Origin of the sequence: Moraxella bovis (assembly GCF_025985205.1) — a bacterium.
In the GTDB taxonomy this organism is placed as follows: domain Bacteria; phylum Pseudomonadota; class Gammaproteobacteria; order Pseudomonadales; family Moraxellaceae; genus Moraxella; species Moraxella bovis.
In genome coordinates, this window is the sequence record NZ_CP087840.1 from 2,447,574 (window position 1) to 2,471,750 (window position 24,177).

The 24,177-nt window shown below is 44.8% G+C and carries 16 protein-coding genes and 1 pseudogene; 7 read left to right on the forward strand and 10 right to left on the reverse strand.

The window, feature by feature from the left end:
* Nucleotides 1–95 precede the first annotated feature (95 nt).
* Both LP107_RS12470 and LP107_RS12475 read right to left on the reverse strand, forming a co-directional pair.
* A complete protein-coding gene (locus LP107_RS12470) occupies nt 96–1,202 on the reverse strand; it encodes a hypothetical protein (RefSeq protein WP_078275218.1) in 1,107 nt (368 codons plus the stop codon).
* Between the two features lie 306 nt (nt 1,203–1,508).
* A complete protein-coding gene (locus tag LP107_RS12475) occupies nt 1,509–2,468 on the reverse strand; it encodes an acetyltransferase (RefSeq protein WP_078275228.1) in 960 nt (319 codons plus the stop codon).
* Nucleotides 2,469–3,200: 732 nt separating this feature from the next.
* Between LP107_RS12475 and LP107_RS12480 the strand changes: the two genes are divergently transcribed.
* Nucleotides 3,201–3,845, forward strand: a complete 645-nt coding sequence (locus LP107_RS12480) for a YiaD family glycine zipper/OmpA-like lipoprotein (RefSeq protein WP_078275219.1) — start codon at nt 3,201–3,203, stop codon at nt 3,843–3,845.
* A 117-nt stretch (nt 3,846–3,962) separates the two neighbouring features.
* Nucleotides 3,963–4,631: a M48 family metallopeptidase gene (locus tag LP107_RS12485; RefSeq protein WP_078275220.1), complete on the forward strand. Its 669-nt coding sequence runs from the start codon at nt 3,963–3,965 to the stop codon at nt 4,629–4,631.
* A 5-nt stretch (nt 4,632–4,636) separates the two neighbouring features.
* On the opposite strand, the gene LP107_RS12490 is transcribed toward LP107_RS12485, so the two are convergent.
* Nucleotides 4,637–5,533: a hydrogen peroxide-inducible genes activator gene (locus LP107_RS12490; protein ID WP_078275221.1), complete on the reverse strand. Its 897-nt coding sequence runs from the start codon at nt 5,531–5,533 to the stop codon at nt 4,637–4,639.
* Nucleotides 5,534–5,736: 203 nt separating this feature from the next.
* On the opposite strand from LP107_RS12490, the gene ahpC reads away from it, so the two are divergent.
* From ahpC to LP107_RS12505, 3 genes are all read left to right on the forward strand, one after another.
* Nucleotides 5,737–6,303: an alkyl hydroperoxide reductase subunit C gene (gene ahpC / locus LP107_RS12495; protein ID WP_078275222.1), complete on the forward strand. Its 567-nt coding sequence runs from the start codon at nt 5,737–5,739 to the stop codon at nt 6,301–6,303.
* Between the two features lie 164 nt (nt 6,304–6,467).
* Nucleotides 6,468–7,076, forward strand: a complete 609-nt coding sequence (locus LP107_RS12500) for a hypothetical protein (RefSeq protein WP_078275223.1) — start codon at nt 6,468–6,470, stop codon at nt 7,074–7,076.
* Between the two features lie 125 nt (nt 7,077–7,201).
* Nucleotides 7,202–7,903 carry an IS1 family transposase gene (locus LP107_RS12505; protein ID WP_078275358.1) on the forward strand — a complete coding sequence of 234 codons (702 nt, stop codon included), beginning with the start codon at nt 7,202–7,204 and terminating at the stop codon, nt 7,901–7,903.
* 92 nt (nt 7,904–7,995) lie between these two features.
* On the opposite strand, the gene LP107_RS12510 is transcribed toward LP107_RS12505, so the two are convergent.
* Complete coding sequence (locus tag LP107_RS12510; RefSeq protein WP_078274798.1) at nt 7,996–8,217, reverse strand: HP1242/YdcH family protein; 222 nt, start codon at nt 8,215–8,217, stop codon at nt 7,996–7,998.
* On the opposite strand from LP107_RS12510, the gene LP107_RS12515 reads away from it, so the two are divergent.
* Nucleotides 8,216–8,398: a hypothetical protein gene (locus LP107_RS12515; RefSeq protein ID WP_078274799.1), complete on the forward strand. Its 183-nt coding sequence runs from the start codon at nt 8,216–8,218 to the stop codon at nt 8,396–8,398. The two genes, LP107_RS12510 and LP107_RS12515, sit on opposite strands and share 2 nt — an antisense overlap.
* Before the next feature lie 107 nt (nt 8,399–8,505).
* On the forward strand, nt 8,506–10,062 hold the full coding sequence (ahpF, locus tag LP107_RS12520) for an alkyl hydroperoxide reductase subunit F (RefSeq protein ID WP_078274800.1): 1,557 nt from the start codon (nt 8,506–8,508) through the stop codon (nt 10,060–10,062).
* A gap of 254 nt (nt 10,063–10,316) precedes the next feature.
* On the opposite strand, the gene LP107_RS12525 is transcribed toward ahpF, so the two are convergent.
* The 6 genes and pseudogenes from LP107_RS12525 to LP107_RS14525 all read right to left on the reverse strand — a co-directional run.
* Nucleotides 10,317–13,004, reverse strand: a complete 2,688-nt coding sequence (locus tag LP107_RS12525; RefSeq protein WP_158079687.1) for an autotransporter domain-containing protein — start codon at nt 13,002–13,004, stop codon at nt 10,317–10,319.
* A gap of 573 nt (nt 13,005–13,577) precedes the next feature.
* Complete coding sequence (locus LP107_RS12530; protein ID WP_078274802.1) at nt 13,578–14,105, reverse strand: cytochrome b; 528 nt, start codon at nt 14,103–14,105, stop codon at nt 13,578–13,580.
* An 84-nt stretch (nt 14,106–14,189) separates the two neighbouring features.
* On the reverse strand, nt 14,190–14,690 hold the full coding sequence (locus LP107_RS12535) for a hypothetical protein (protein WP_029103932.1): 501 nt from the start codon (nt 14,688–14,690) through the stop codon (nt 14,190–14,192).
* A 126-nt stretch (nt 14,691–14,816) separates the two neighbouring features.
* Nucleotides 14,817–15,926 (reverse strand): chemotaxis protein CheB, encoded by a 1,110-nt coding sequence (locus tag LP107_RS12540; protein ID WP_244893677.1) that lies wholly within the window; start codon nt 15,924–15,926, stop codon nt 14,817–14,819.
* 30 nt (nt 15,927–15,956) lie between these two features.
* Nucleotides 15,957–20,246, reverse strand: coding sequence for an Hpt domain-containing protein (locus tag LP107_RS14520; RefSeq protein WP_410173942.1), 4,290 nt, complete (start codon nt 20,244–20,246; stop codon nt 15,957–15,959).
* A pseudogene (locus LP107_RS14525) lies at nt 20,232–24,110 on the reverse strand (Hpt domain-containing protein); the annotation flags it as partial. The gene LP107_RS14520 and the pseudogene LP107_RS14525, both read right to left, overlap by 15 nt.
* Nucleotides 24,111–24,177 lie beyond the last annotated feature (67 nt).

Consider the following 24,177-nt stretch of genomic DNA (forward strand, 5'->3'; position numbering starts at 1 on the left):
TTATCAAGGGCGAATGTAATTCATCCCTACAATCCGAAAAATAATCATTGAAAAATCAATAAGTTGCAACTTTAAATTGAGATTAAAGCACCCTCTTATAAATGCAACTGCTCTTTGTGCTTCCACTGCTGGACTTTGACTTGCTTTTCAAAGGCATTTAGAGCGTCATCAATCACCCCACTCACGAGCTTTTGTAGTTGTGGGTGTGTGGTATCAATGCTTGCCACCCCTTTGGCGACATTGACCATCAGGGCGTCTAGGGTTTTTTCATTAAACAAATGCTCATTGACCGCCATGGTAACATTCTCGCCAATATGACGGCCCACACTCGTAATCTGCGACTCTATCATGCCCCCTGCGATGGGAATGAGTTTAAGATAACGTCTTAGCTCAGGCGTGTCAAGCAGTGCCTGCTCAACGGACGTGCCGATGTCATGCGAGAGCTGTTGCCCTGTCTGTGCCAAAAACGCCTGCTGTAACTTCGGGGCAAGCTCACGGCGAAGCAAATCAAGCACCACGCTCTCAAACTCAGCACGGTTACGGTCAATGGTCGTCTGAATCAGCGTGCCATGCGTCTTGGACTGTGCCATCTGCTCACGAAAGTTATCAATGGCGGTCAAAATTACCCTGTCCGAGAGTTCTTCTAAGATAACATGATAATAAAACTGGGCGGATGTTATCCACTTTTTGGGAATGACCATCACGCCTGTGTCATGCAAGCGTTTGATAATAATCCCTGCTCGCAGTAGCCTTAACGCACGAAGCATGGGAAAACACGCCAATACTTCATACCAATGCACAAAAGGAAAAAAGAACCAACGATAATAAGTGCGACGTTTGATGGCAAGTAGCCATCGCACCAACAGCTCACTCACCCAAAACAGCGTAAACATTCCCCCAATGGCGGATAAGCTCACATGATAAGTCGCTTGACAAGCACTAAGCATGCCACTAAATCCGCCCCATTCGGCAAGCTTGGTCACAAGTCCGCTCATCAAAATATTATCGGCAAATATCAAACACAGGTCAATGACCAGCAGGATAAGCATGCCGACATCGTAGATGATTTTGGTGCGACTTTGCTTAGCGGTCGGCTCTCGCTCGTCTTTGTCCGTGCCAAAGAGTGGAATGACATCATCTGGCACATCAGATGGTTGGGGGATTTCTAGGTCGGACAACTCGGGGGTGTGTTTGCTACTCATGGTGTTTTGCTATGATTAAACTTGTAAACATTGGGGTATTGTAAAACTTTTTGGGCGGTTTTAAAAGGTTTGGTTTTTTTATTAGGGCGTGCCTGCCTTTTGTATTTGCAATGAAAAATGAGAAAAATCGCACGTTTTTCAAGGGAAAAACAAGGGCTGTGAGTTTTCTATCAGACAAGTTTTTGACGAAGAAAAACAAGATTTAGCTATTTTTCATACAAAAACATTATTTTATTTTTATAAAATTTCTAAATGTTAAATTGTGTTATAAAGGACAGGCACGCCCTATTTAGTCCCACCTTTTATTTAGACCTGCTCAAACTCACGCATCATCTGCCCAATTCGCTCATCTTTGGCAGTCCACACCTTATCCAAAAAGTCAAACAACTCCGCCTTGACCGTCTCATCGCTGTCGTATTTGCCATCTTTTAAATCAGCAAATAACCGCTCATCCATGTCCAGATGACGAATGTCCACGCCCAAACAGGTCATCTTACCTGCCCACAGCTCGCCATAGTCAGGCACGCCCTCAGGATAGACCACCGTCATGTCCAGCATGCCGTCTATCTTATCGCCCAAACTGGCGATGGCTAAGGCAAAGCCCCCTGCTTTGGGCTTTAATAGGTGCTGATAAGGCGAGTTTTGGCGGGCGTGCTTGTCCTTACTAAACCGTGTGCCTTCTAGGTAGTTGAGCAGAACAAATGGCTTATCAGCGAGCAGTCCACAGGCACGTCTGGCTTCTTCCAAATCCCGAGTGGCAAGGGCAGGATTTTTGGCGATTTGTGCCTTAGAGTGGCGTTTCATCATCGGAAAATCCAAAAAATAAAACGCCTGCCCCACGATAGGAATATAGAGCAGTTCATGCTTGGCAAAAAATCGAGTAATCGGCAACCGTGACTCGCTCACATACTGCACCACGCTTGTATCCACCCATGACTGATGGTTGCACACAAGCAGATACCGCCCGTCTTTTTTTAGGTCGTCAGGCACCGATATCCGCCAGTCACGCTTTGGCATGAGCGTATCTAGCAGGCGGTTGTTGGTGTTAATCCAGTGATTGGCGATAGATAGTACCGCCTTATCGCCCTGGTTTGAGCCGAACAATGTCTTGGCAAGCCCCGCCCCATATAACGGCACGCTGATTGCCACGCTGTTAGCAACCATCGTCCCAAGCCCCGTACCTAGGCGGAGTTTTTGGGCAAGTTTGGGGTGTTTGTCATGGATTTTTTGAAAAAAGGAGGTGGTATTAGGGTTATTTTTGTGCATACGAAAACCGCCCATCAGATAAATGTAACAATTTGTGTCAAAATCTACTCGTCATCAACCCATCAGGATAAGTACCATACCGCACCCCGATGTCGCTTGATGATGAGTGTATTATTATGCACTATTTTAGCAAATTTTTATCAAAATAATCAAAAAACATTAAAAAAATAATTAAAAACCATCAAAGTTTTCAAAGGCTTTTTTAAAAAATGACTTTAAAAAATGGCTCTGGTTCAAAAAGTATGCTACAAAGAAAACCGTTCGTGGTGAGCTTGTCGAACCATAACGGTTTTCCTACCCGCAGGCAGGCTCAGGGCGAACGGAAAATCTAGTTCAGCATATTTTTTGGACTACTATCTAAAAAATAAATAAGTCGATTTTACCATCGTTATTATTTAAAATAGACAAAAATCATGGTAAAAACCGCCCATTTTGACAAATTTTGATACAATTTTACCAAAATTTTATGCATTTTCCTGTAAGAATTGCCCCTATTTTAGGGCGATTGTACAAAATACCAGTCCATTTTTACAATTAAAATAACCGATTAACTACATACTTATAACAAATAAGAGAGTTTTTTACGGCATAATAGTCTCATCAAATGGTTTGGGCTTGGTTTAAATATGTTTAAATATCTGTTTAGATTTTAATATCTAAACACCCATATCAAAGTTAAGCCCAAACCGCATTTGAGGACTTTCATTTCACCATCTCTGATAGGAGTATCCCATGAAAAAAATTCTTACCATCACCGCCGTTTCTGCAAGCATGATTTTGGCAGGTTGTGCCAGCACTGGTACCACGGGTGTAAATGACGCCACCAAAAAAGCAGGTCTTGGTGCATTGGGTGGTGCTGTCCTAGGTGCTGCCATCTCTAAGGCGACAGGTGGCGAACACACAGGTCGTGATGCTGCCATCGGTGCTGCCATCGGTGCAGGTGTTGGTGCTTACATGAGCAAGCAAGAAGCCAAATTAAGACAGCAAACCGCAGGTACAGGCATTGAAGTACAAAGAGACCCTGTCACCAACAACATTAACTTGTCTATCCCAGAGGCGATTACCTTTAATGTTGGCAGATATGACATCAAGCCTAGCTCGTACAACACCCTAAACCAAGTGGCGAGCACCCTAAACCAATACAACCAAACCACGGTTATGGTAAACGGCTATGCGTCTATCGAAGGTAACGCCAACGCCAACCAAGTACTATCACAAAACCGTGCCGCTGCTGTTGCTAACTACCTAGCAGGTCAAGGCGTGAGTGCTAGCCGCATCAGTGCTGTTGGACGTGGTGCAACCACTCAGTTTGGTAGCAGTTATGAGCCAAACCGCCGTGTTGAGCTAACCATCCTAGCCCCACAAAGCATGAACTAATCTTATCCCCTTGGGTAAACCAAAACAGGTCATGTATGTGACCTGTTTTTTGTTTTTAATTTTTCTTTTTAAAAGCCATCATGCTAAAATATTTTTAAACTCAATACATCACCACCCATGCCCCACACCGATTTATTCGCCCATTTTGACAAACATGACATCACGCTCATCATCCACAAAAAAGCCGTCAAAAACGTCAATTTTCGCCTAACATTCATAAGCGCTCGCCCCTGCTTTGCTGTCAGCGTGCCACGTCATCTGTCTGATGGTGACATCCACCGCCTTATCATGTCCAAGTCCGCATGGGCAATGGCTCACGCCCACAAACGCAAACATACCCACGCCGACCACAGCTCAAGCCATGCCCATCCCAAGCTGTGGGGCGAGCCTTTTGATGTGGCAGATTATCTAACACAGCACCCCATCAGGCTATCAAAACAGCAACGCCAAGACCCCAACGCCTGCCGACTTGCCATCTATGAGCATGAGCTCAAAGCTCGCCTGCCTGCTCTGGCAGACACATGGCAACCTGTGGTCGGTCACTTTGCCGATGAGATTCGCACCAAGAAAATGCACACTCGCTGGGGCAGTTGCAACACCCATGAAGCTCGCATTTGGCTATCCACTTATCTGCCTGCCTATCCCTACCCCTGCACCGAATATGTCTTTGTGCATGAACTGTGCCATCTTATCCATCCCAACCACAGCCCTGCTTTTTGGCATGAAGTCAAAAAAGCCATGCCTGACTATCAGACATGGCATAATTTGCTAAAAGGTAAGCCCTAATTGGCTTAGCCTTTGGCTTCATGGGCGGTTAAGGCTTCATTAAAAATCTCGCTTAGGATTTTGACGTCATTGACCCGTGCATAGTTTAGGCGAGTAACGAATGCGAGTCGTCTGTGTGGTCCTGTCTCATTTAGGGGTAAGGCAGTTACGTCATCGCCGATTTGCTCTAACGCCATCTTAGGTACTAGGGTTGTCCCCATGCCCGCTTTTGCCATCTGAATGAGTGTATTAAGACTGGCGTCCGAAAAGCCTGATTTTAGCTCGTTTTTATTCATGGTACAAACCGACAGCACTTGGTCGGTCAAACAATGCCCTTCACCCAGTAGCAACACGTCATTTTCAAACAGCTCCGTGCTTGAAATGCTTGTTTCGTCATGATTGCCATCTTTGGGGAAAATGGCATAAAAATTCTCCGCCCAAAACTCAAAGGCATGCAGACCATCAACCGCATAAGGCAGTGCCACGATGGCGGTGTCAATATACCCATAACGCACCTGCTCTAACAGGCGTTCGGTCTGCTTTTCGGTCACCGCCATCTCAAACTGGGGGTACTTGTCTTTGATTGTTGGCAACACTTTGGGGAGCAGATACGGAGCGATGGTCGGGATAATGCCTATCGTCATCGGATAGGCAAGGGGCAACTGATGGCTGTGGGCTCGGGTCGTTAAGTCGCTAATCTCGCTAAACACCCGCTGGGCTCGCTCCAACAGCTCTTCGCCGATGGGCGTGATGAGCACCTGCTTGTTATTACGCTCAAAAATCTGCGTATCTAGCTGTTTTTCAAGCTCGGCAATGCCTAGACTTAGGGCAGACTGAGAAATGTTGCACTCTTCAGCGGCACGCTTAAAATGCTTGTGCTTGGCAACGGCAAGGGCGAACTCTAACTGACGCAAGGTAATCATCACGCATTCCTTATTTTAAAAAATCATATCTGCTATTTTACACCTAAGTTTGATAAAACAAAACCTTTTATTTAAAACTTTTAACTGCATAAACCGTTAATTTTTGTTATCATATAATACCTTCAAGGGTTTTCTCTTTATGACAAAGCTACTTTTATTACTCTTTGTCGCATCATTTTGAACAACAAACCATAGGTGACAATATGACTACTATCATCAACCAACAAATTCCAGAATTTACCACCGAAGCTTTTGTAAATGGTGAGTTCAAAACCATCTCATCAGAAGACACCAAAGGTCAATGGTCTATCTTCATGTTCTACCCACATGACTTTACGTTCGTTTGCCCAACTGAGCTTGAAGACATGGCTGACCACTACGAAGAGCTAAAAGCTCTTGGCGTAGAAGTGTATGCCGTCTCTACCGACAGCCATTTTGTTCACAAAGCATGGCACGATTCATCTCCTGCCATCGGTAAAGTAAAATACCCAATGCTAGGCGACGGTACTGGCAAAATCACTCGTGGCTTTAACATCATGATTGAAGACGAGCATGCTGCATTGCGTGGTACTTTCTTAGTAGACCCAGACGGTCTTATCAAAGTTGCCGAAATCCACGACCTAGGCATCGGTCGCTCTGCCAAAGACATGATTCGTAAAGTCAAAGCTGCCCAATACGTGCGTGAAAATGACGGTGAAGTATGCCCAGCCGCTTGGGAAGCAGGTCAAGAGACCTTGAAACCAAGCCTAGACCTCGTTGGTAAAATCTAATCTAATAATTTAGTTACTCTGAGATTTTAGATAACCCAAACCGCTTAGCCATCAGGTTAGGCGGTTTTTATTTATGGCAAAAACATCGGTCAAGTTGGTGAATGTGTGTTAAAATTGTTGTTCTCCATTTTTAGACATTTTGTTAACAACATTGAGACAATTATATGAAGCTCTATTGCACCCTATTGGCAGTTGCCGTTTCTGCCACCCTACTGACCGCTTGTAACAAGACCGAAGCCCCAGCCGAACAGCCTGCCAACACCGCAGAGACCACCCAAACTACCCCTGCTAAGACCGCCAGTGTTAATTTGGATAACTCGCCAAGCATTGCCATGATGAACAAAATTTTGCAAGCGTCCACGCTCATGCATTTGGCACAGACCAATCCTGACATCACCGAAGAGCAAGGGGCTTGTCTGATGTCCAAAGACGGCGAAGCGACCTATCATGAGACCAGCAAGCAGACGCTCGTGGACGCTGTTGGCGTTGAAGGCATCCAAGAAGCAGATAAATTCTATGAAAGCGAAGTCGGTCAAAAGGTGCTAAAATACACCGAACAACAAGAAAAACTGGCTCGTGGCGAGAGCATTGATGACAAGCCTATCGTCATGACCGAAGAAGACCAAGCCAAGATGGTAGAGATGAGTCAGAGCGAAGCCAACCAAAAGCTAGAAGCTGCCATGCAAGAGAGCATTACCCCCGAGAAGATGAAAGCACTCATCGAAGACTTTGCCACCAAAGAAAAAGCTCGTTGTAACATCAGCCAATTTTGATAAATCACAAAAATCGCTCAATATGTTGGGCGACTTTTTATCATCAAAAAATGGCAGTGGTTCAAAAAGTATGCTGTAACAAAAACTAAAAAGACAACTTAACCAAACAGTGGTAATTTACGGTTATGAAGACGACAATTACCATTACTTGCCCAAGTTGCCTATGTCATAGTATAAAGAAAAATGGCGTAAAAAGCTATGGCAAACAAAATTATTTTTGTAAAAATTGCCACAGACAGTTTGTCCAACAGTCAGAACTAAGCTACAAGGGCTGTTATTCGCACATAGACAACAAAATACGCTTAATGCTTGCTCGTGGGTGTAGCATTGCAGATATTGTGGTAATTGAACAAGTGAGCAAAGCAAAGGTGCTAAGTGTACTCACAAACAGCAACCACAAAATCAAACCCAAACAACAACATTACGACACCTTAGAAGTGGATGAGTTTTGGACTTATGTTGGTAACAAGAAAAACAAAGTTTGGCTCATCTATGCTTATGACAAAGGCACAGGTGAGATTGTTGCTTTTGTGTGGGGCAAACGAAACCTTGCTACTGCCAAAAAACTCAAAATACAACTTACCCAACTAGGCATTACTTTCAACAAAATTGCTTGTGATGATTGGGATAGCTTTTTAACTGCCTTTAAGCACTCTTTAAAACAAGTTGGTAAACGCTTTACTGTGGGTATTGAAGGCAATAACACCAGACTGAGAACCTTCGTCAGGCGAGCATTTAGGAGAACTTGCTGTTTTTCTAAAAAGCTAGAAAACCATTTCAAAGCATTTGAGTTGGTGTTTCATTATATTAACTATGGTTGGGTTTAGCATACTTTTTAGACCAGAGCCCAAAAAATTACAGCCAAACAAAAACACAGGTCGTCTAGCCTGTGTTTTTTATCACTTAAATAAGCGATTGATTATGCTTTGGTCAATAGGTATTGATAAAGTTCATCTTTTAGAGCCAATTTTTTGCGTTTTAGCCTTTCGATTTCTTCGGCACGACTGTTGGCGGCAACAGGGTCATTTTCAAGATTGGTGATTTCTTCGTCAAGCTCGTTATGCTCATCAAACAGCTTAACAAAGTGCAAATCATTTTCGGTTTTGAGTTTGGTGATGAGTTCACGGTATTCTGGAAACATGAAAATTCTCCTGATTTATCAATGGGTTAGTGATATTCCAACAGCTGATTTGATGGCAACTTACCCACCAAATCCACTTATTTGGCACGGCTTTATCTTAGCAAGAATTGGCGGTATAAGCAAGCAAAATTATCTTTTTTATGTGCTTTTTTGTATGAATTTTCTTTTTGGGATTAATTGAGTTTTATAAACTTAATATTAAAAACGTTTAAATTTTCTAAATATCAAATAACCCTTATAATACTAGGTAATTTAAACATATTCATAGGCAATTTATAGGTACATACCATGCTAGACAAATCTTTACTTGATGCTATCAAGACTTACAGCACCAACATGACCCGCCCCATTGCCATGATTTTGGGTTACGGCGACCATGCCAAACGTGCCGAATTGGTGAACTTTTTGGAGCAGATTGCCAGCTGCTCGGATAAAATCGGCTTTGACAAGACTGTGGTGGATATTGACTTATCGCCCATGAGCTTTAAGATTACCACCGACAACCGTGATACGGGCATTGTGTTTAGTGGCATCCCAGGCGGTCATGAGTTCACGTCCTTGCTACTTGCGATTTTGCACGCAGGCGGTCATACCATGAAGCTGGACGAAGGCATTCAAGAGCTGGTTAAACGCATTCAAAAACCACTTAAATTTCAAACCTTTGTCTCGCTATCGTGCCACAACTGCCCTGATGTCGTGCAAGCGTTAAACCAATTTGCCATCTTAAATGAAGGCATTGAAAACGAGATGATTGACGGTGGCGTATTCCCCGAGCTTGTCGAAGCCAACAACATTCAAGGCGTGCCTGCGGTATTTTTAAACGGCAAACCATTTTTAAATGGTAAAGTCGATACCGCCCGTATCATTGACAAACTACAAGCCGAGTACCCCGACTTACTTGCCGAAGGTCAAAGCGAAGAGCTAGAAACCCAAGACGTAACCGTCATCGGTGGTGGACCTGCTGGCAGTGCGGCGGCGATTTATACCGCTCGCAAGGGACTTCGTGTGGCACTCGTTGCCGACCGTATTGGCGGGCAAGTTAAGGATACCCAAGACATTGAGAACTTAATCTCAATCCCACTCACCAACGGCAACACCCTAGCAAGCAACCTTGCCACACATATTAAAGAATACAACATCACGGTCAAAGAACACGTGAGCGTATCGTCTATCGAAGAAGTCAAAGGCGGTTATCAAGTTACCCTAAACACAGGGGCAAGTTGGACTTCAAGCACGCTCATCATTGCCACAGGAGCCAAATGGCGTAAACTTGGTGTCAAAGGCGAAGATGAAAACATCGGCAACGGCGTGGCGTATTGCCCACACTGCGATGGCCCCTTCTTTAAGGGCAAGCCTGTGGCGGTCATCGGGGGCGGTAACTCGGGCGTGGAAGCGGCGTTGGACTTGGCGGGTATCGTTGCTCACGTTACCGTGTTAGAGTTTGGCGATAAACTACGTGCCGACCAAGTCCTGATTGACAAAGCGAGTGCCAAAGACAACATCACAATCATCAAAAACGCCACCACGCAGAAAATCACGGCAAATGGCGGTAAAGTAGATGGTCTTATCTATCAAGACCGAGTGTCGGGCGAGAATGTAACTTTGCCACTATCGGCGGTATTTGTGCAAATCGGACTGGTGCCAAACTCTGATGTCGTCAAGGGCTTGGTCGATGTTACCGCTCATGGCGAGATTGAGATTGATGCCAAATGTCGCACGAGCAAGGCAGGCGTGTTTGCTTGTGGGGACGTAACCACCGTACCTTATAAGCAAATCAACATTGCCATGGGCGAAGGCTCAAAGGCAGGGCTGTCGGCATTTGAGTATTTGATGATGAATTCTTGATTGGTTCAAGATTTGTATTTAAAGGTCTAATACCCAAAAAGCACACTTGATAAAGTGTGCTTTTTGTTGGCAGATAATTCATTTGCGTCAAAATTTTGTACACCTGCTAATTTTTAAAAACAGGTTGAAACAATTAAAAAGCCAAGCCCCATCAAGACTTGGCTTAATCAAGCCTTGATGGGACATGCTAATCTTTCTCCCTTAAGTGCGACTAAGGTTGCAAGATTGGTGTCATTATCAAGGATTTTACAGCATTAAAACTTCCACTTGATAGCGGCTGTACCGCCATTAGTGCTGGTATTTTTGCTAAATTCTCCTTGATATTGCCCCAAAATTTCAGTATTGGCACTTAGCTGATAACGTACGCCTAGACCGAGCGACCCTGAGAATTTGTCATTCTTTTGGGCAGTTTGGTTAAAGCTAACATCGGACAGACCATTAAATGAAGCACTGATGGTGGGTCGATGGTTGTTTTCAAAGTGTCCTGCCACGCTACCGATAAGCTGAGTATTATCATTGATGGGTTTGGCAAAGTGAACACCGGCGGTGGCACGGACGATGTTGTCGGTGCGTTTTGCCACACTCACACCAAAGTTCCCAACCAAATCAGTGCCATGGACTGTCTCTGTATACCCGTCGCTGGCTAGGCGAGTATAACGCAACTGAGCAAATGGCGAAACATGGTCGTTGATGGTGCCAATACGGCGGTCAATGCCGATGCCGATTTGACTGATTTTGGCATCATAGTCGGCACGTGCCTTGCCTTCAAAGACATTGGCCACGTTAATATCACGTTCGGTTTCGATATTGGCACGACCATAACCAACAAAGCCATTGACATTGGTATCATCGCTTAGGGCATAATCGCCATAAACATAAGCCTGAGTGAGTTTGGTTTGTAGGTTTTGGCGAACCGAAGTGCCTGTGCTGTCAATGTCGCTATTAGAGTGTCCCAGTGCCACACCCAGACGCAAATCATCGCTTGCCATACCGTCTGTCCCCACCACAAAGCCGTGTGAGTTGCCATCAAAGCCTGCAAAACCGCCTCGCTCATCGGCTTTGTGTTTTTGTCCGACCGCTTGTAGCCACACAGAGTTTGACAGATTATCACTGCGTCTAAATAGCGAGCGTCCGCCAGCGTCTGAGCCTTGCGTGATGTCAGCACGAGCGGTAAAGATGCGGTCGGTAACTGCGGTGGTGGCTAGGTTGTGCTGTTCGTTGATGACGGTGGGGGCCTGGGTGTTAATCGCAGGTTGGAGATTTTCGGCGATTTGGCTTAGTTGCTCATCATCAAGTTTTGCCACAGTTTGTAGGGCAACGAGAGTTTTACCCAAACTGCTATCAGAGCTGGCAACCGCTTTATCCAGTACCCCTGCCACATTTGAGGCTGATGGTTTGTTGTTGTGTTCCACCGCATCAGTAAAGAGTGTGGTGGTTGGGAGTGCAGGCAGTGTTATCACTGGCGGTGTTACAGGCGGAGTAACTGGCGGTGTTGCCGTTGCAGGTTTGGTTACCAAATTCACGGCATTGTTTTTGTATTCGGTGTCTAAATTAGAGGTAATGGGGTTGCCATCTTGGTCCAGCACCTTAAATGAGGTAAATTTGCCCGTCAAAGTACCCGCTTTTACCATGTCATTAAAAATGGCAGTATTGCTTGGATTGGCAAGGGTGGCTTTGATGAGGTCATAGGCATAGACATTTAACGCACCTTTGGAAGCATCAAGATTGCCTGTTACATGGAATTTGCCATAATCATCAGTATCACGCACTGCGATATTTAGACTTTCACCATCATTAAATTTAAAGTTGCCATTTAATTTGAGTATGCCCTTTTCAATGGCGATGTCGCCTTTGGTGTTTTTAAAGGTGTTTTCGGAAATGGTAAGATTGCCTTCGCCAGTTTTTTCAAAACCGCCACCATTGGTGGTAAATTTACCTGCATTGCCTGTAATGACGGCATTTGGGTTGATGGTAACATCATGACCGTTGGTGTTAAATTCTAAACCATTATTAATGGTGATGCTATCAGTGCTAGTAAAACCTTTAAAGAAGTCATCTTGGTTGCCTTGCTCTATCTTGATGTCAGCACCATTTAGCACGAGGTTGGCTTTGCCCGCTGTACCTCGTTCGATGTTATTCACGGCGACATTACCACCACTAGACACATTCAGATTGCCAGTGGCTTGCTCGCCGATGATAAGGCGGTTTGCACTAATCATGCCGTCATTTTTGACATTGACCGTGCCTGTATTTTCATCGCCAACGGTAATGGTCATGGCATTGACTTGTGATTTGCGGTTTTCGCTTTGACCTATGCCATCAATGTTGATGGTACTGCCTGCTTGTCCGTTGTTGGTAGTGCCAACCCAAATATCTCTGGCATTCACGGTTGAGCCACTATTGACATTGAGTGTGCCTACACCGCCATCACCCACCATAAGATAAAGGTCGGCTTGTAGTTTGGATTCGCCAGACAGATTGACTGTGCCATGACCGTGAGCGACACGATTGACCTCATCGCCCATGACACCAAGTAAGATGCTGTCGGCAGAGCGGACGGTTGCTCCATTTTCGATATTGACAATGCCCGTTCCATACTGTCCAATCCCAATCCATTGACGACCTTCGTGGGGATTGTTTAAGTCGTATGCACCTTTTGCACTCATCGAGCGAACCACATCTTTTCCTGAGACAGTTACGGTAACATGACTACCTTTGATGGTGGCGATGTTGATGGGTTCTGCTCTGTCGCTACTTGTGGTGTAGTGTTTATCCTCATTGATGTCAAGAGCAAATGCCGTACCACTTGTTGCCATCGCACCTGCCAGTACGCTGACCTTAAAAATCTTACCCGATGATTTGCCACACGCTTTGGCAAATTCGCACACGCACTGATAGATGCCTAAACTGCGGTTAAAGATAATACGATAAATGTGGTTCATAGGAACTCCTGCTTCTATATAAAATGCCAAAAGATGAGATATGTTAATCAAGCACAGCTCACAGACGTGGATTAACACTATTGTATAAATCATGCATCAATCATACATGAATACAACAGCAAACATAGTTATACCACATAAAACCTACAAATATCGTTCAAAATTCCGACGCTAAGATAAAAGGTATTATTTTTCATATAAAAGGCAGTACAAGGATTGCTTTGATGTTTTAAAATCTCATGTAAATTTCAATGAGCATACATCAAGCCGCTTTCTTGCAACAATATAGTCTGCCAACTTTGAAATAATACTGTGTCAAACTCGCTCGTAGTACTACTTGTACAACTTCGCTCGTTTTCCTTGTCTTATTTCAAATTTGTTTGACTATAAAGAGTAAAAAGCCAAATTACAGCCAATGAAATTGAGTCTTACTACAAAAACCATGGCACTTTTTCACCCTAGAAAGCACCACTAACCATTAGGATATTCTTTTAATAGACATAATCAATTTTCTCATCGAAAAGAAACAAGCCCCAAACAAATGTTGGGGCTTTTTACCATTGCATTAACACTTTACTTCATGCGACTTATCAAATTGTCTTTCATCACAAACTGATGATACAACGCTCCACCAACATGAGCGATGACTAGAAAAACCAGCACATAAAACACCGCCCCTGTGTGTAGCTCGTTCATCACTTTTGCCATATCTCTGTTAATGCTGACCACGCTTGGGAAACTAAACAGCCCAAACACGCTCACGCCACGACCGCCATACATACTCATGAGCATACCTGTAATAGGCATGGCAAGCATGGCAATATACAAGCCCAAATGGGTCAGATGGGCTATCGCCGTTTGCCATTTTGGCATGGGCGGGTACGGTGGGGCTTTGACGACAAAGCGGTTAATGATGCGTAGCACCGTCCAAATAAAAAAGCTCGCCCCGATGGATTTGTGCAGACCGATATACTCATCACCCATATTAATAGTCACAAATGCCACGATGATAAGTAACGCCCCCATCCAATGAAAAATGCGAGTGGCAAGGCTGTATTTATCGGTGTGACGTGTCGGCTGGCTCGTGGCTGGCGTGGTCATGATGCTTCCCTAAATAAAAAACTTCGTTTTATTATAACGAAGTTTTTGGTAAAAATTACAAGACAAAAGTAGCTTTTTGGTAAATCAGCTGTCCAAATCCACCAAGCGGTGAGCGATTAAGTCCAAATCAGGCACGACATACATCTCGCCATCTAGCATGACCGCTTGATACAGATAGTTTTCTTGTCTTTGCTCACGGTTAGGTAGATTAGGAATGGACAGCTGAATGTTAGCAATCTCTTCATCACTTAGAATAATATCTGTCACATCTGAGATACGAACCCTTCTGGTTGTCAGCTCGCCTGCGGTTTGTAGTGCCAAACGGTGAACGTCCGAGTTACCTTCTAAGATGACGAGCTTGTCCACTTCGATGTCTTTGGGAATCAAATGGTACACCGAGACCTCTTGACCTCGCCACAGATATGTCCAGATTCGCTCATGGTATTCGTCCACGCTTATGATAAGGGCGGTTGGCACCAACCAATCAGGCTGACCGATGGCAGGAATGGCGGTCACCTCAATGGTACCATGCTCAGCAGTAAGCAAGCTTACAGGTTCAAACTGGTGTTTTTGAATTTTTCTCATAACTATTCTCAATCAATGGTAAATGATGACATCATCTTTAATATTCATCATGCTGTTTTGCCAAGAATCATCCATCCGTGATGCATTTGATGGCACGCTTAAAGCAAATTTAGGCATCGCTGTTTGTCATTGTGAATATTTAAGACCCCGAAGCATGTGATTGATGCGTTTGGCAAGTTCCAAAGGTGTCCCAAAAAATTGGCAAAATCCTGAATCAATCATCGCTTGGGGCTGGCTAGGACAACCACTACTCTCAGGGCTTTGAGCCCACAGATGGCTTTTGTTTTGGGCAATTTGGGCAAGATAGGCAGAACCATCATCACCCATGCCAGAGAATATGATGCCAATAAGTTCACTGCCATACACGTCGCTGGTGTTTTTAAGGAGCTGACTGATGTTCGGCTGATATTCACCCCCCCACGGCTTATCGAGTAAAATCACTCGCCCTTCGCTGTCACAGACGATTTGTTGCTCAATCGGGGCAATCAAGCAAGTCCCTGTTTGTAATCGCTGACTGATGCCAATTACCCGACATCGCCAGTCATTATTGCGAGTGAGTATCTTTGGCAGACCATAAATCATCTCTTTATCAAAATGATGCGCAATTAAAACGGCAAGCGGCAACTCAGGGGAGATGTTATCCAAAAATACCTTCAAAGCATCAGGTCCGCCCATCGATGCTCCCAAAAATAGCACGTATTTCCAAGGGCGTACAGACACATGGGAGATGGTCGTGGATTTTTTATCCGTAGTCTTTATCGTGGGCATGCCAAGCGAGTTACAAAGACGGCGTAGCAGTGAACGTTGCCATTTTTTATAACTCTCATCATGCTTTGGATTGGGAGCCTCTTGAAAACCCACCAACATCAGGCGTGGCTTATGACCATCAATGAGTGCCTGCAACCCATCCAATAAAGGTGGCTCCACTAGCCACACCATCGCTTTGGGCAATTTTGACTTTATCATCACATCAAGCTGTTCGGTACTAAAACAGCCAATAACGTCAAAGCCTGCCTCACGCAAACCATCATCAAAAGCAAGTCGCTGACTGCGTTGATCACTTATCACAATGACCTTAATATCCTTAATCTGCTCGTCAGATGGCATGATTTGATGGGTGCAAATATCATCAACATCCGAGTGCTGACAAGTAGGACTAACACCAATCTTGCTTTGCCAGTACTGTGCCGCCACACTCAAAGGTCTTTGTTTCGACACATCTTTGTTAGATTCCATCGCCCACCATCATCTTTCATGAACGAACCGCTAAATGTTTAGCAGTTTGCCAATACGTTCCAAAAGCTCCACTTCTTGGAACGGCTTACCCATGTAGTCATTAACACCAATCTCGAAGGCACGGTCTCGATGCTTTTCGCCCGTTCGTGATGTAATCATGATGATTGGCAAATGACTCAAACGGGGACTGTGACGCACCTGAGTTGCGACCTCAAAACCATCCATGCGTGGCATCTCAATGTCAAGTAGCATCAAATCGGGCATATTGTCTTGTAAAATCTCAATGGCATCAACACCATCTTTGGCAACGATAACCTCAAAACCTTGACGTTCTAAGAAACGAGATGTGACCTTGCGTACCGTCACAGAATCGTCTACCACCATGATGAGGTGACGACGGCTGACGACAGGTTCCACCTCTTTGTTTTCTCGTTTCGCCTGAGCGGTACGCATGAGTGCCAACAGATCAAGGATGAGCATGACCGAGCCATCACCCATGATGGTTGCTGCCGAGATTCCCGATAGGTTAGAAAGCTGACGACCTAATGGCTTGACCACAATCTCAATACGAGAACCCACAATCTCATCTACCTGCAAAGCAAGGGCTTGCCCTGTCTGAGTTTTGATGATAATTACAGGCAGGGTCGTACCTGAGACAATCTCATTAAAATAATTGCCTGTTAAGATTTCATTAAGATAACGCAAACGATAGTTTTTGTTATCAATCTTGATGGTGTTATTGCCCGATTGATGATAGGTTAATAGTTCTGTGGCATTCATCTGCACCACACGCTCAATCTGCACCAGCGGGATGGCGTATTGGCGGTCAGCCACACGCACGATGAGTGCATCTGACACAGATACAGTCAATGGCACACGGATGATAAAACGAGAGCCCCTACCAAACTCCGACTCCACTGATACCGAACCACCCAATTGACGAATCTCTGTACGCACCACATCCATACCCACGCCACGACCTGAGATTTGGGTTACTTTGTTTGTGGTGGACAGACCTGCATTAAAGATATACTGCATGATGTCGTTATCAGCAAGCTGTTCGTCGGGGTGAATCAATCCTTGACTGATGGCCTTATTACGTACCGCATCTACATTCACGCCTGCCCCATCATCAGATAGCAAGATAACCATCTCACCCCCTTCACGTAGCACCTCTAACGTGATATGACCTGTTAATGGTTTGCCAAGCTCACTACGCTTAGCAGGCATCTCAACACCATGGTCAACAGCATTACGAAGCATGTGTTCTAGCGGTGATGTAATGCGGTCAAGAATACTTCTATCCATCTCATCATCAGCATTAATCACCGTCAGCTCTACGTTCTTGCCAAGCTCGCTTGCGGTTTGACGCACAATGCGTTGGAGGCGTGGGGTCAGTCGTGAAAATGGCACCATCCGTGAATTCATCAGACTGTCCTGCAAGTCTGCTTGGGTACGTGATAATTGTAACAACAAGTTTTCACCATCACGGGTTTTGTCTAGCATGGTCGCTTTAATGTCTAGCAAGTCTGATGCTGACTCCGAGAGTGATTTGGACAACTGGTTAAGTGACGAATACTGGTCCATCTCCAAGGGGTCAAAATCTTCATCAAACGTACCATCATCAATCTGTGCCAGAATCTGCTCTTCTAGTTCAATATCCATGCGACGTAGCTGGTCAAACAGACGCTGAACCGTAACCCCCATCTCCTCGATACTGCCTGTGATACTAGCAAGGTTCATGTCAATACGAGCACGGTTAATCGCCGCCTCGCCTGACAAGTTAATCATGCGTTCAAGCAGTGGGGCTGAGATACGAATCATCTCATTGTTACTGCTACTGTCCACACTTTCTCCAAACATACCTTTCATGGGTGGCATGCGGCTGATATCACGGGTATTTTTTGATTCTGCCAAGAAGGCTTGATATTCATTGATGAAATCAATTTCATTCTCAAGCGACACCACAGGCACTTCGTTTAGGTCATCGGGGTTTTTGATGAAACGGTGCAAAGCATCTACTAACGGCGTAGGGCGAGGTGGGTTGTAGTTATGTTCTAGCAGCCCAACTGCTGATGTAATCCAATCATGACAGGCAAAGAGTAGATTTGCCACCATACGTGTTGCAGGCAGACGGCGGTTACCCAAGCCCTCATAGACCGTTTCCATCTCGTGAGCGAGGTCAGCCACGCCATTGGCAGAGACCATTCTTGCTCCACCTTTGATGGTGTGTAGCTTACGTTGCAATGCTTGCAAACTTGCCACGTCCGATGTGTTATTACGAAACGCCGCAAAGTTCTCACTACTGCTCTCAGCAAGCTCTTTAGCTTCTTCTAAGAATACACCCAAGATGTCTTTGTCAGGCAAGTTGCCCTGCCAAGAGTCTTTAATAAAACTTTGGTATCTGGCTTCTTCATCAAGCTCAGGTGTGGCAGGTTGGGCAGATGTACTCTCTTCTTTTTTGGCATCAAGCACAGGAATGGCAATCACAGCCCCTTCTGGCACTTCTCCTGCGGATAAATAAGCCTGTAAATCAGCAATGGTGTTATCTGCAAAGAAAGACTGCTTGGTATTTTTAACCGCATCTAGCTGCAAGGATAATACATCCTGCACACGTTGCATGGTGCGAACCCACGGGTCGGTAACGGTCATTTGTTTATTGGTAAAGCGTTCGTATACACTCTCTGCTTCGTGAGTTAGATCACCAATACTGCTAATACCTGCCAGTCTCGCTCCACCCTTTATGGTGTGCAAATGTCTTTGCAGGGTTTTTAGATGGTCAAGATTTTCCTTATCATTTCGCCATTGACCGAAAACTTCAGTTACCTCAGCATCAAGCTCCAACGCTTCATCTAAAAAGATTTCCAACAGCTCATCATCTGTGGCAATCATCTCTAAACGAATAGGTGCTTGAGAATCAGACTGTGATGCCCCCTCATCAATTGATGCCTTAGATGAATCGGCATCCTCTTTAATCTTAGACTGCTCTTTTAGAGTATTGCCAAGCTCTTGATAATAATTCTCTCGCTCTAACGTGATGGTACTTAGGTTATTTAGAATTGATTTATCGACCGTTAACGCCATGCTACCTGCCATGGCGTCAAAGAGCCCAATGAGCTCATGATGAACCGCAAGCAAGGCATCAATAAAACTGTCATCTTTGACTTGTTCGGCATGCTCTGCCATCAGTTCATAGGCAGGCTTTAAGGACGCAAGCAGGCTTTGAAATTTTGGCAAATCTTGCGTACGTGCTAAAAGCATGTCAATCTGAGCAAGCTGTGTTTTGGCATAATCACAAATTACATTTTGTTCTTTGGCACTCATGCCCTCCAATTCAAGCTCAGCATCAAGCAGCTCATCAATCCCATCAATCAGACTCTCTACATGATAAACATTAGTCTCATCAAGCATCAACTCTTCAATTTCTTGCTTATCCTCAGCCAATTCCCCCAACTCTTGGTCGGTGATGAGACCGCCATCGGTTTGGTTGTAGGCATCAAGATAGCCATCAATAAATGCCACTGCATTTTTGAGTGCTTGTTTGTGCTTATCACCCATCGGTGCATCATGATGTTGCAAACTTTGCAAACCACGCTCAATAATAGCACCCACCTCACCCACTGCCACCAGTGGTGCCAAGCCTGATGCTCCACGCAAGGTGTGAAATGCACGCACCACGTTATTGTCCACGGGTGTCTGAGTATCTGCTTCATGTGCATTTAAAAATATTGTCACCTCCGCCAATAATTGTCTGGCTTCTTCGATAAAGATTTGGCACAGCATGTCCTCTTCATCATCTACAGGACTGCTTGGCGTGGTGTTAGACATGATCTGACCTGCCTGCTCCACCAAACTAAGTGCTTCGTGAGTGGGCTTGGTCTTCTTGTCAGTCTCATCATCTTGGGTGCGGTCTGTTTGTTTGGTGTTTTTGTCATTGATGACGTCTTGATTTGACTCACCTTCTACTGATGATTCCACCAAAACAGGCTCAGGCACCAATACTCCATCATCTAATGACTGCAAAGCGCCATTATCGGCAACACTGTCAATGTCATCACCGTCTTCTGTACTGGCATTTTGTATATCGGTGTTTTTGTCCAACCCATCAGCTGCATCCAATGTGCGATAGTCAAACTCCTTGCCATGCCCTTTGCTATAAGCGTGAGCGACTGCCTCCCACAGTTTTATCTTGGCAGGGTAATCGTCAGATTTGGATTCAAAGATGGACACCAACGCACCAAACTCGCCCAACACGTCACCGATGAGTGCCTGCATGCCATCATCCATCGGCACGGTCTCATCTAGGACACGGTTTAGCATGTTCTCAATCGACCAAGCCAGCTCGCCAAGCTCATACGCCCCAACCATACGTCCTGAGCCTTTTAGGGTGTGAAAGCCCCGGCGGATGTCGGTCAGCGTGCCTTTGTCAGGACTGCTTTGGTATTTATCAAAAAGCGGAATGATGGTCTCTAAGACCTCGCCTGCCTCTTCGATATAAATCTCGCGAATGTCTTCATCGACCTCCATCGGCTCATGCGTGGTTGCTTTGGCAGTCTCGATAAATGGCAATAGTACCGCAGGCATGTCCGCTGTTTGGATTTGCTCATCATTGGTGGTATCATCAACAATCTCCTCAGAAACACTTTCGATTTCATCAGCATTTGCCAACTCATCACCAATAGACTCATCGTCATCCTCGCCAATCATGATGTTGTCATCTGCCACATCATCACTGACCAACTCGTCTGTCTCTACTGTCTCTACTAATGGCTCGTCTTGCACCTCATCTTCTATACTCTCGCCTGCTAGGTCAGGTCTGCCTTCATCCATGGGTCTGCCCGCCAAGATATTATTGGCACGCATGACTACCAGTGCATTGTCCACGCTCGGGGGTTGACTGCTTGCAAAGTCCTGCACCATAACAGGGATAATTTCGGCAGTCTCACTAACGATGGCCACCACATCAGGGCTGACTTTGACCGTTTCGTCTAGAACACGGTTAAGCATATTTTCAATTGCCCAAGCAGTCTCACCCACTTGAAATGCCCCAACCATACGCCCTGAGCCTTTTAGGGTGTGCCAATTACGGCGAATCTCTTTTAGCGGTTTGAGATTTTGGGGGTCAGCTTGCCATTTTGGTAGGTGCGCATGCATCTCTTCCATGACTTCATCGACTTCTTCGATGAAAATCTCACGGAATTCTTCATCATGGCTAAAATCATCTTCTTTTAGGCTTGCCTTGGCAGCAAGATAAACCTCACTTAGCCCATCTGCAGCCTGCCCCTCTGCTACGTCTTGTTTTGTCTCACCAAGAACTGTCACTTGCTCATCAGACTCTTTTTGGGCAAGTTTTTCATCAGCAATATCAGCAATATTGATATTATTCGTATCGTCTGCATCATCTATATCGTCAAAAATAACATCAGCTTCGCCAATCGTCTCATCATCAAAGACGACTTCATCAAACACATCTTGGTCTGGCAAATCTTGGCTATTGTCGGCTTGAGCAACATCTACATCATCGACAACTATCTCATCTTCGTTGGTGCCATTTTCAGGTAGCTCATCAGTCAATAACTCACTACTTGCAAGACTTGGTACAACATTATCCACCGTGCCTTCATTGACATAATCAGACAACAAAATCTCATCATCTTCTTGGGTTGCATACACACCATCTTCTGCCGTGTGAGGCTCTTGGTCGGGCAACTCATCCACCATAAGTTCATCGTCGTCAAGCTTCTCATCATCCAAGGTCAATGCAATACTGTCATCAAATAAATCCAACTCAATATCTTCATCAGGCAAATGATTGATGATTTGTGGCCCATCTTGGACTGGGTCATCATCTAAGCGTGGATTTTGGCTTTGGTCGCCTACTTGACCGACTGCCAAAACTGGTTCATCAACAAAAATATCATCAAACAGCTCATCATCTGCCACATCAAAGTCGACTGTTTCACTCTTTGTGGGTGTTTTGATGTCATCAACACCAAAATTATCATCAAAGGTAAGCGTATCATCAAACAAATCATCAAAATCATCTTGGCTGATTTGGTTGTCTTGGGCGACTTGATGGCTGATATTAATACTCTCATCAGGTGTTATGGTGGCTGTCTTATGAGCATCATGAATGTCTAGACCAATCTCATCCAAAGTCTTATCATGCATGCCATCAATGCTAACGTCAATAACATCAACATCATTCTCTGCTTTGGCATCATCCAAAGACATGTCATCCGCTGGCAACTCATCGATGGTCAATGTACCATCTAACTCAAAATTATCAATAACCTGCTCGGTTTGATTTTCATCTTGGGCATTTTTTTGCACAGACGGCTCAACCATCTGACTTTCAAAGACGACATCATGAGCCAGTTCTCGCCCATCTTCTGCTTCGCTGTCTTGCTCATCATTAACATCTAGATTGACATCAATACCCAATCCCAAATCCACATCTGTATTTGTGTCTGTATCCAAAACATCTTGGATACCATCTTGAGCGTCGTCAAGGTTTGTTTGTGATGGCAAAGTGGGGACATGCTCGCCTGCGTCATCATAAACCGTGGCATGCTGATGAGCAGAGTGACGTGCCATCTCCACATCATACAGTTCAGGCTCGCTTAGATTGGCATCAAGCAGTAGTCTTTGAGCATCATCGGTGCATTCTTCTGTTCGGGTGAGTAGAGCATGGTCAAATACTTGTTGTGCCAAATTATCACGGAACATCTCAAACAAGGACAAACACTCGGCAATCTTATGAGCGATTTGCCATGGGATATGATTTGGTGATTTTTCTTGGAGCAGGGTAAATACCCCCGCAATTTTTGTTGCCACTGTCGCCACATCAAACAACCCTAGGTCATTAAAGTTTTTAACCAGTAACTCAAAATTCTTAGATGATGGCAGTTTATCAGCTTGTTTATGGTTTAGGTAATCTGAGAACTTATCTTTGACTTCTTCTATTAAGATACGAACTTCACGAAGCACATCTCGCTCATTGACAACAATGTCATCATGACGACCGCCTTTGGTGTTGATAACCTCGGCGGTACTGGCGATGGCAGTATACAAATCTTGGAGCTGAGTGTTGAGTTGCCATTGCATTTGGGCAAACATCTCATCACTGCTTTGGGCGGTGGTTGCATCACTAATGATTTGCTCCACATAACGGGCATAGAAAGACCAACCACGTGCTGACAACTGCTCTTGCAAGGCGTGTAGCACATCCATCTTAATCTTGTTGTCCGCCAACGAAAATACCAGCCCCTCCACGGTCGCCAATACATGGGGAAAGAAAGCTTGGTCGTCTGCCAACATCTCATTGAGATGCTTTAAGAGGTTTTGAGCTTGCTCATTTAACACGTCTAGATTAGCAAGTACTACATAAATATCAGCAATAACATTTTCAAGCCAAATGCTTGCTTCAAGCTCTGGGGCAATGCCTGCCTTTTGAAAAGCAATCACACGATCAAGTTCGCCCAAGATATGAGCATAATAAGATGGCAATGGCTTGGTGTTTAATGCGGTGTTTTCAAGCCATAGTACCGTGATGAGCCATAGCTTTTGTAGCACAGGCTCCGTTGCTGCTCCTGCTAGGTGCGTGCCAAGATTACGCAGTTTGGTTAGTTGTTCGCCATTGACCCCACTTTGGATAAGCTGTCCTGCCAACGCCCGCCAAGCCTGATTAATCTCTTGATAGCTTTTGTCATCTAGTGTGCCTGACTGAACCACTTTTAGGTCTATTTGCTCGCTAAACCGTTCATGAACCACCGACTGCAAGATGCTTTGTTTGTCTATCTTGCCGCCCACATGAGCCCCCACCAAATTAAGATAATAAATGCGTGAATTTAGTAAAGGACGTCGCAAAAAACCTGTGGTGGCATAGCGTTTTATCTCATTTTGCAACAGATGGCTGGCGTAGATGATTTTTGGTGCCAAAACCGCAGGGTTGCCCGTTTTTGCAAAATGCTCAGCAGTCTCACCGATGGTTTTGGCAAGTTTGGTAAACTCAGGCAGATTTGCCATGACAAGCACATTGCCAATAACACCATATTGGCGAGCAAAATAAGCCAACATCTCAGATGCTGACAGGGCTGTATGGGCGTGCAATGCTTGAAATTCTTGGTTTAACGGGTCAATCAGCCATTCTAATGCCACTAATTCATTGGACTGCTTAATCATCTTATCATCCTAAAACAATACTTTAATTGGCTTGCGCCATTTTTTTAAATCATCATTTGACATGGGT

Excerpts from the sequence above, each read along its gene's own strand:
- LP107_RS12470 (WP_078275218.1), bottom strand. The coding sequence starts at position 1,202 with ATGAGTAGCAAACACACCCCCGAGTTGTCCGACCTAGAAATCCCCCAA.
- LP107_RS12475 (WP_078275228.1), bottom strand. The coding sequence starts at position 2,468 with ATGCACAAAAATAACCCTAATACCACCTCCTTTTTTCAAAAAATCCAT.
- LP107_RS12480 (WP_078275219.1), top strand. The coding sequence starts at position 3,201 with ATGAAAAAAATTCTTACCATCACCGCCGTTTCTGCAAGCATGATTTTG.
- LP107_RS12485 (WP_078275220.1), top strand. The coding sequence starts at position 3,963 with ATGCCCCACACCGATTTATTCGCCCATTTTGACAAACATGACATCACG.
- LP107_RS12490 (WP_078275221.1), bottom strand. The coding sequence starts at position 5,533 with ATGATTACCTTGCGTCAGTTAGAGTTCGCCCTTGCCGTTGCCAAGCAC.
- ahpC (WP_078275222.1), top strand. The coding sequence starts at position 5,737 with ATGACTACTATCATCAACCAACAAATTCCAGAATTTACCACCGAAGCT.
- LP107_RS12500 (WP_078275223.1), top strand. The coding sequence starts at position 6,468 with ATGAAGCTCTATTGCACCCTATTGGCAGTTGCCGTTTCTGCCACCCTA.
- LP107_RS12505 (WP_078275358.1), top strand. The coding sequence starts at position 7,202 with ATGAAGACGACAATTACCATTACTTGCCCAAGTTGCCTATGTCATAGT.
- LP107_RS12515 (WP_078274799.1), top strand. The coding sequence starts at position 8,216 with ATGAAAATTCTCCTGATTTATCAATGGGTTAGTGATATTCCAACAGCT.
- LP107_RS12510 (WP_078274798.1), bottom strand. The coding sequence starts at position 8,217 with ATGTTTCCAGAATACCGTGAACTCATCACCAAACTCAAAACCGAAAAT.
- ahpF (WP_078274800.1), top strand. The coding sequence starts at position 8,506 with ATGCTAGACAAATCTTTACTTGATGCTATCAAGACTTACAGCACCAAC.
- LP107_RS12525 (WP_158079687.1), bottom strand. The coding sequence starts at position 13,004 with ATGAACCACATTTATCGTATTATCTTTAACCGCAGTTTAGGCATCTAT.
- LP107_RS12530 (WP_078274802.1), bottom strand. The coding sequence starts at position 14,105 with ATGACCACGCCAGCCACGAGCCAGCCGACACGTCACACCGATAAATAC.
- LP107_RS12535 (WP_029103932.1), bottom strand. The coding sequence starts at position 14,690 with ATGAGAAAAATTCAAAAACACCAGTTTGAACCTGTAAGCTTGCTTACT.
- LP107_RS12540 (WP_244893677.1), bottom strand. The coding sequence starts at position 15,926 with ATGGAATCTAACAAAGATGTGTCGAAACAAAGACCTTTGAGTGTGGCG.
- LP107_RS14520 (WP_410173942.1), bottom strand. The coding sequence starts at position 20,246 with ATGCTAAACCGTGTCCTAGATGAGACCGTGCCGATGGATGATGGCATG.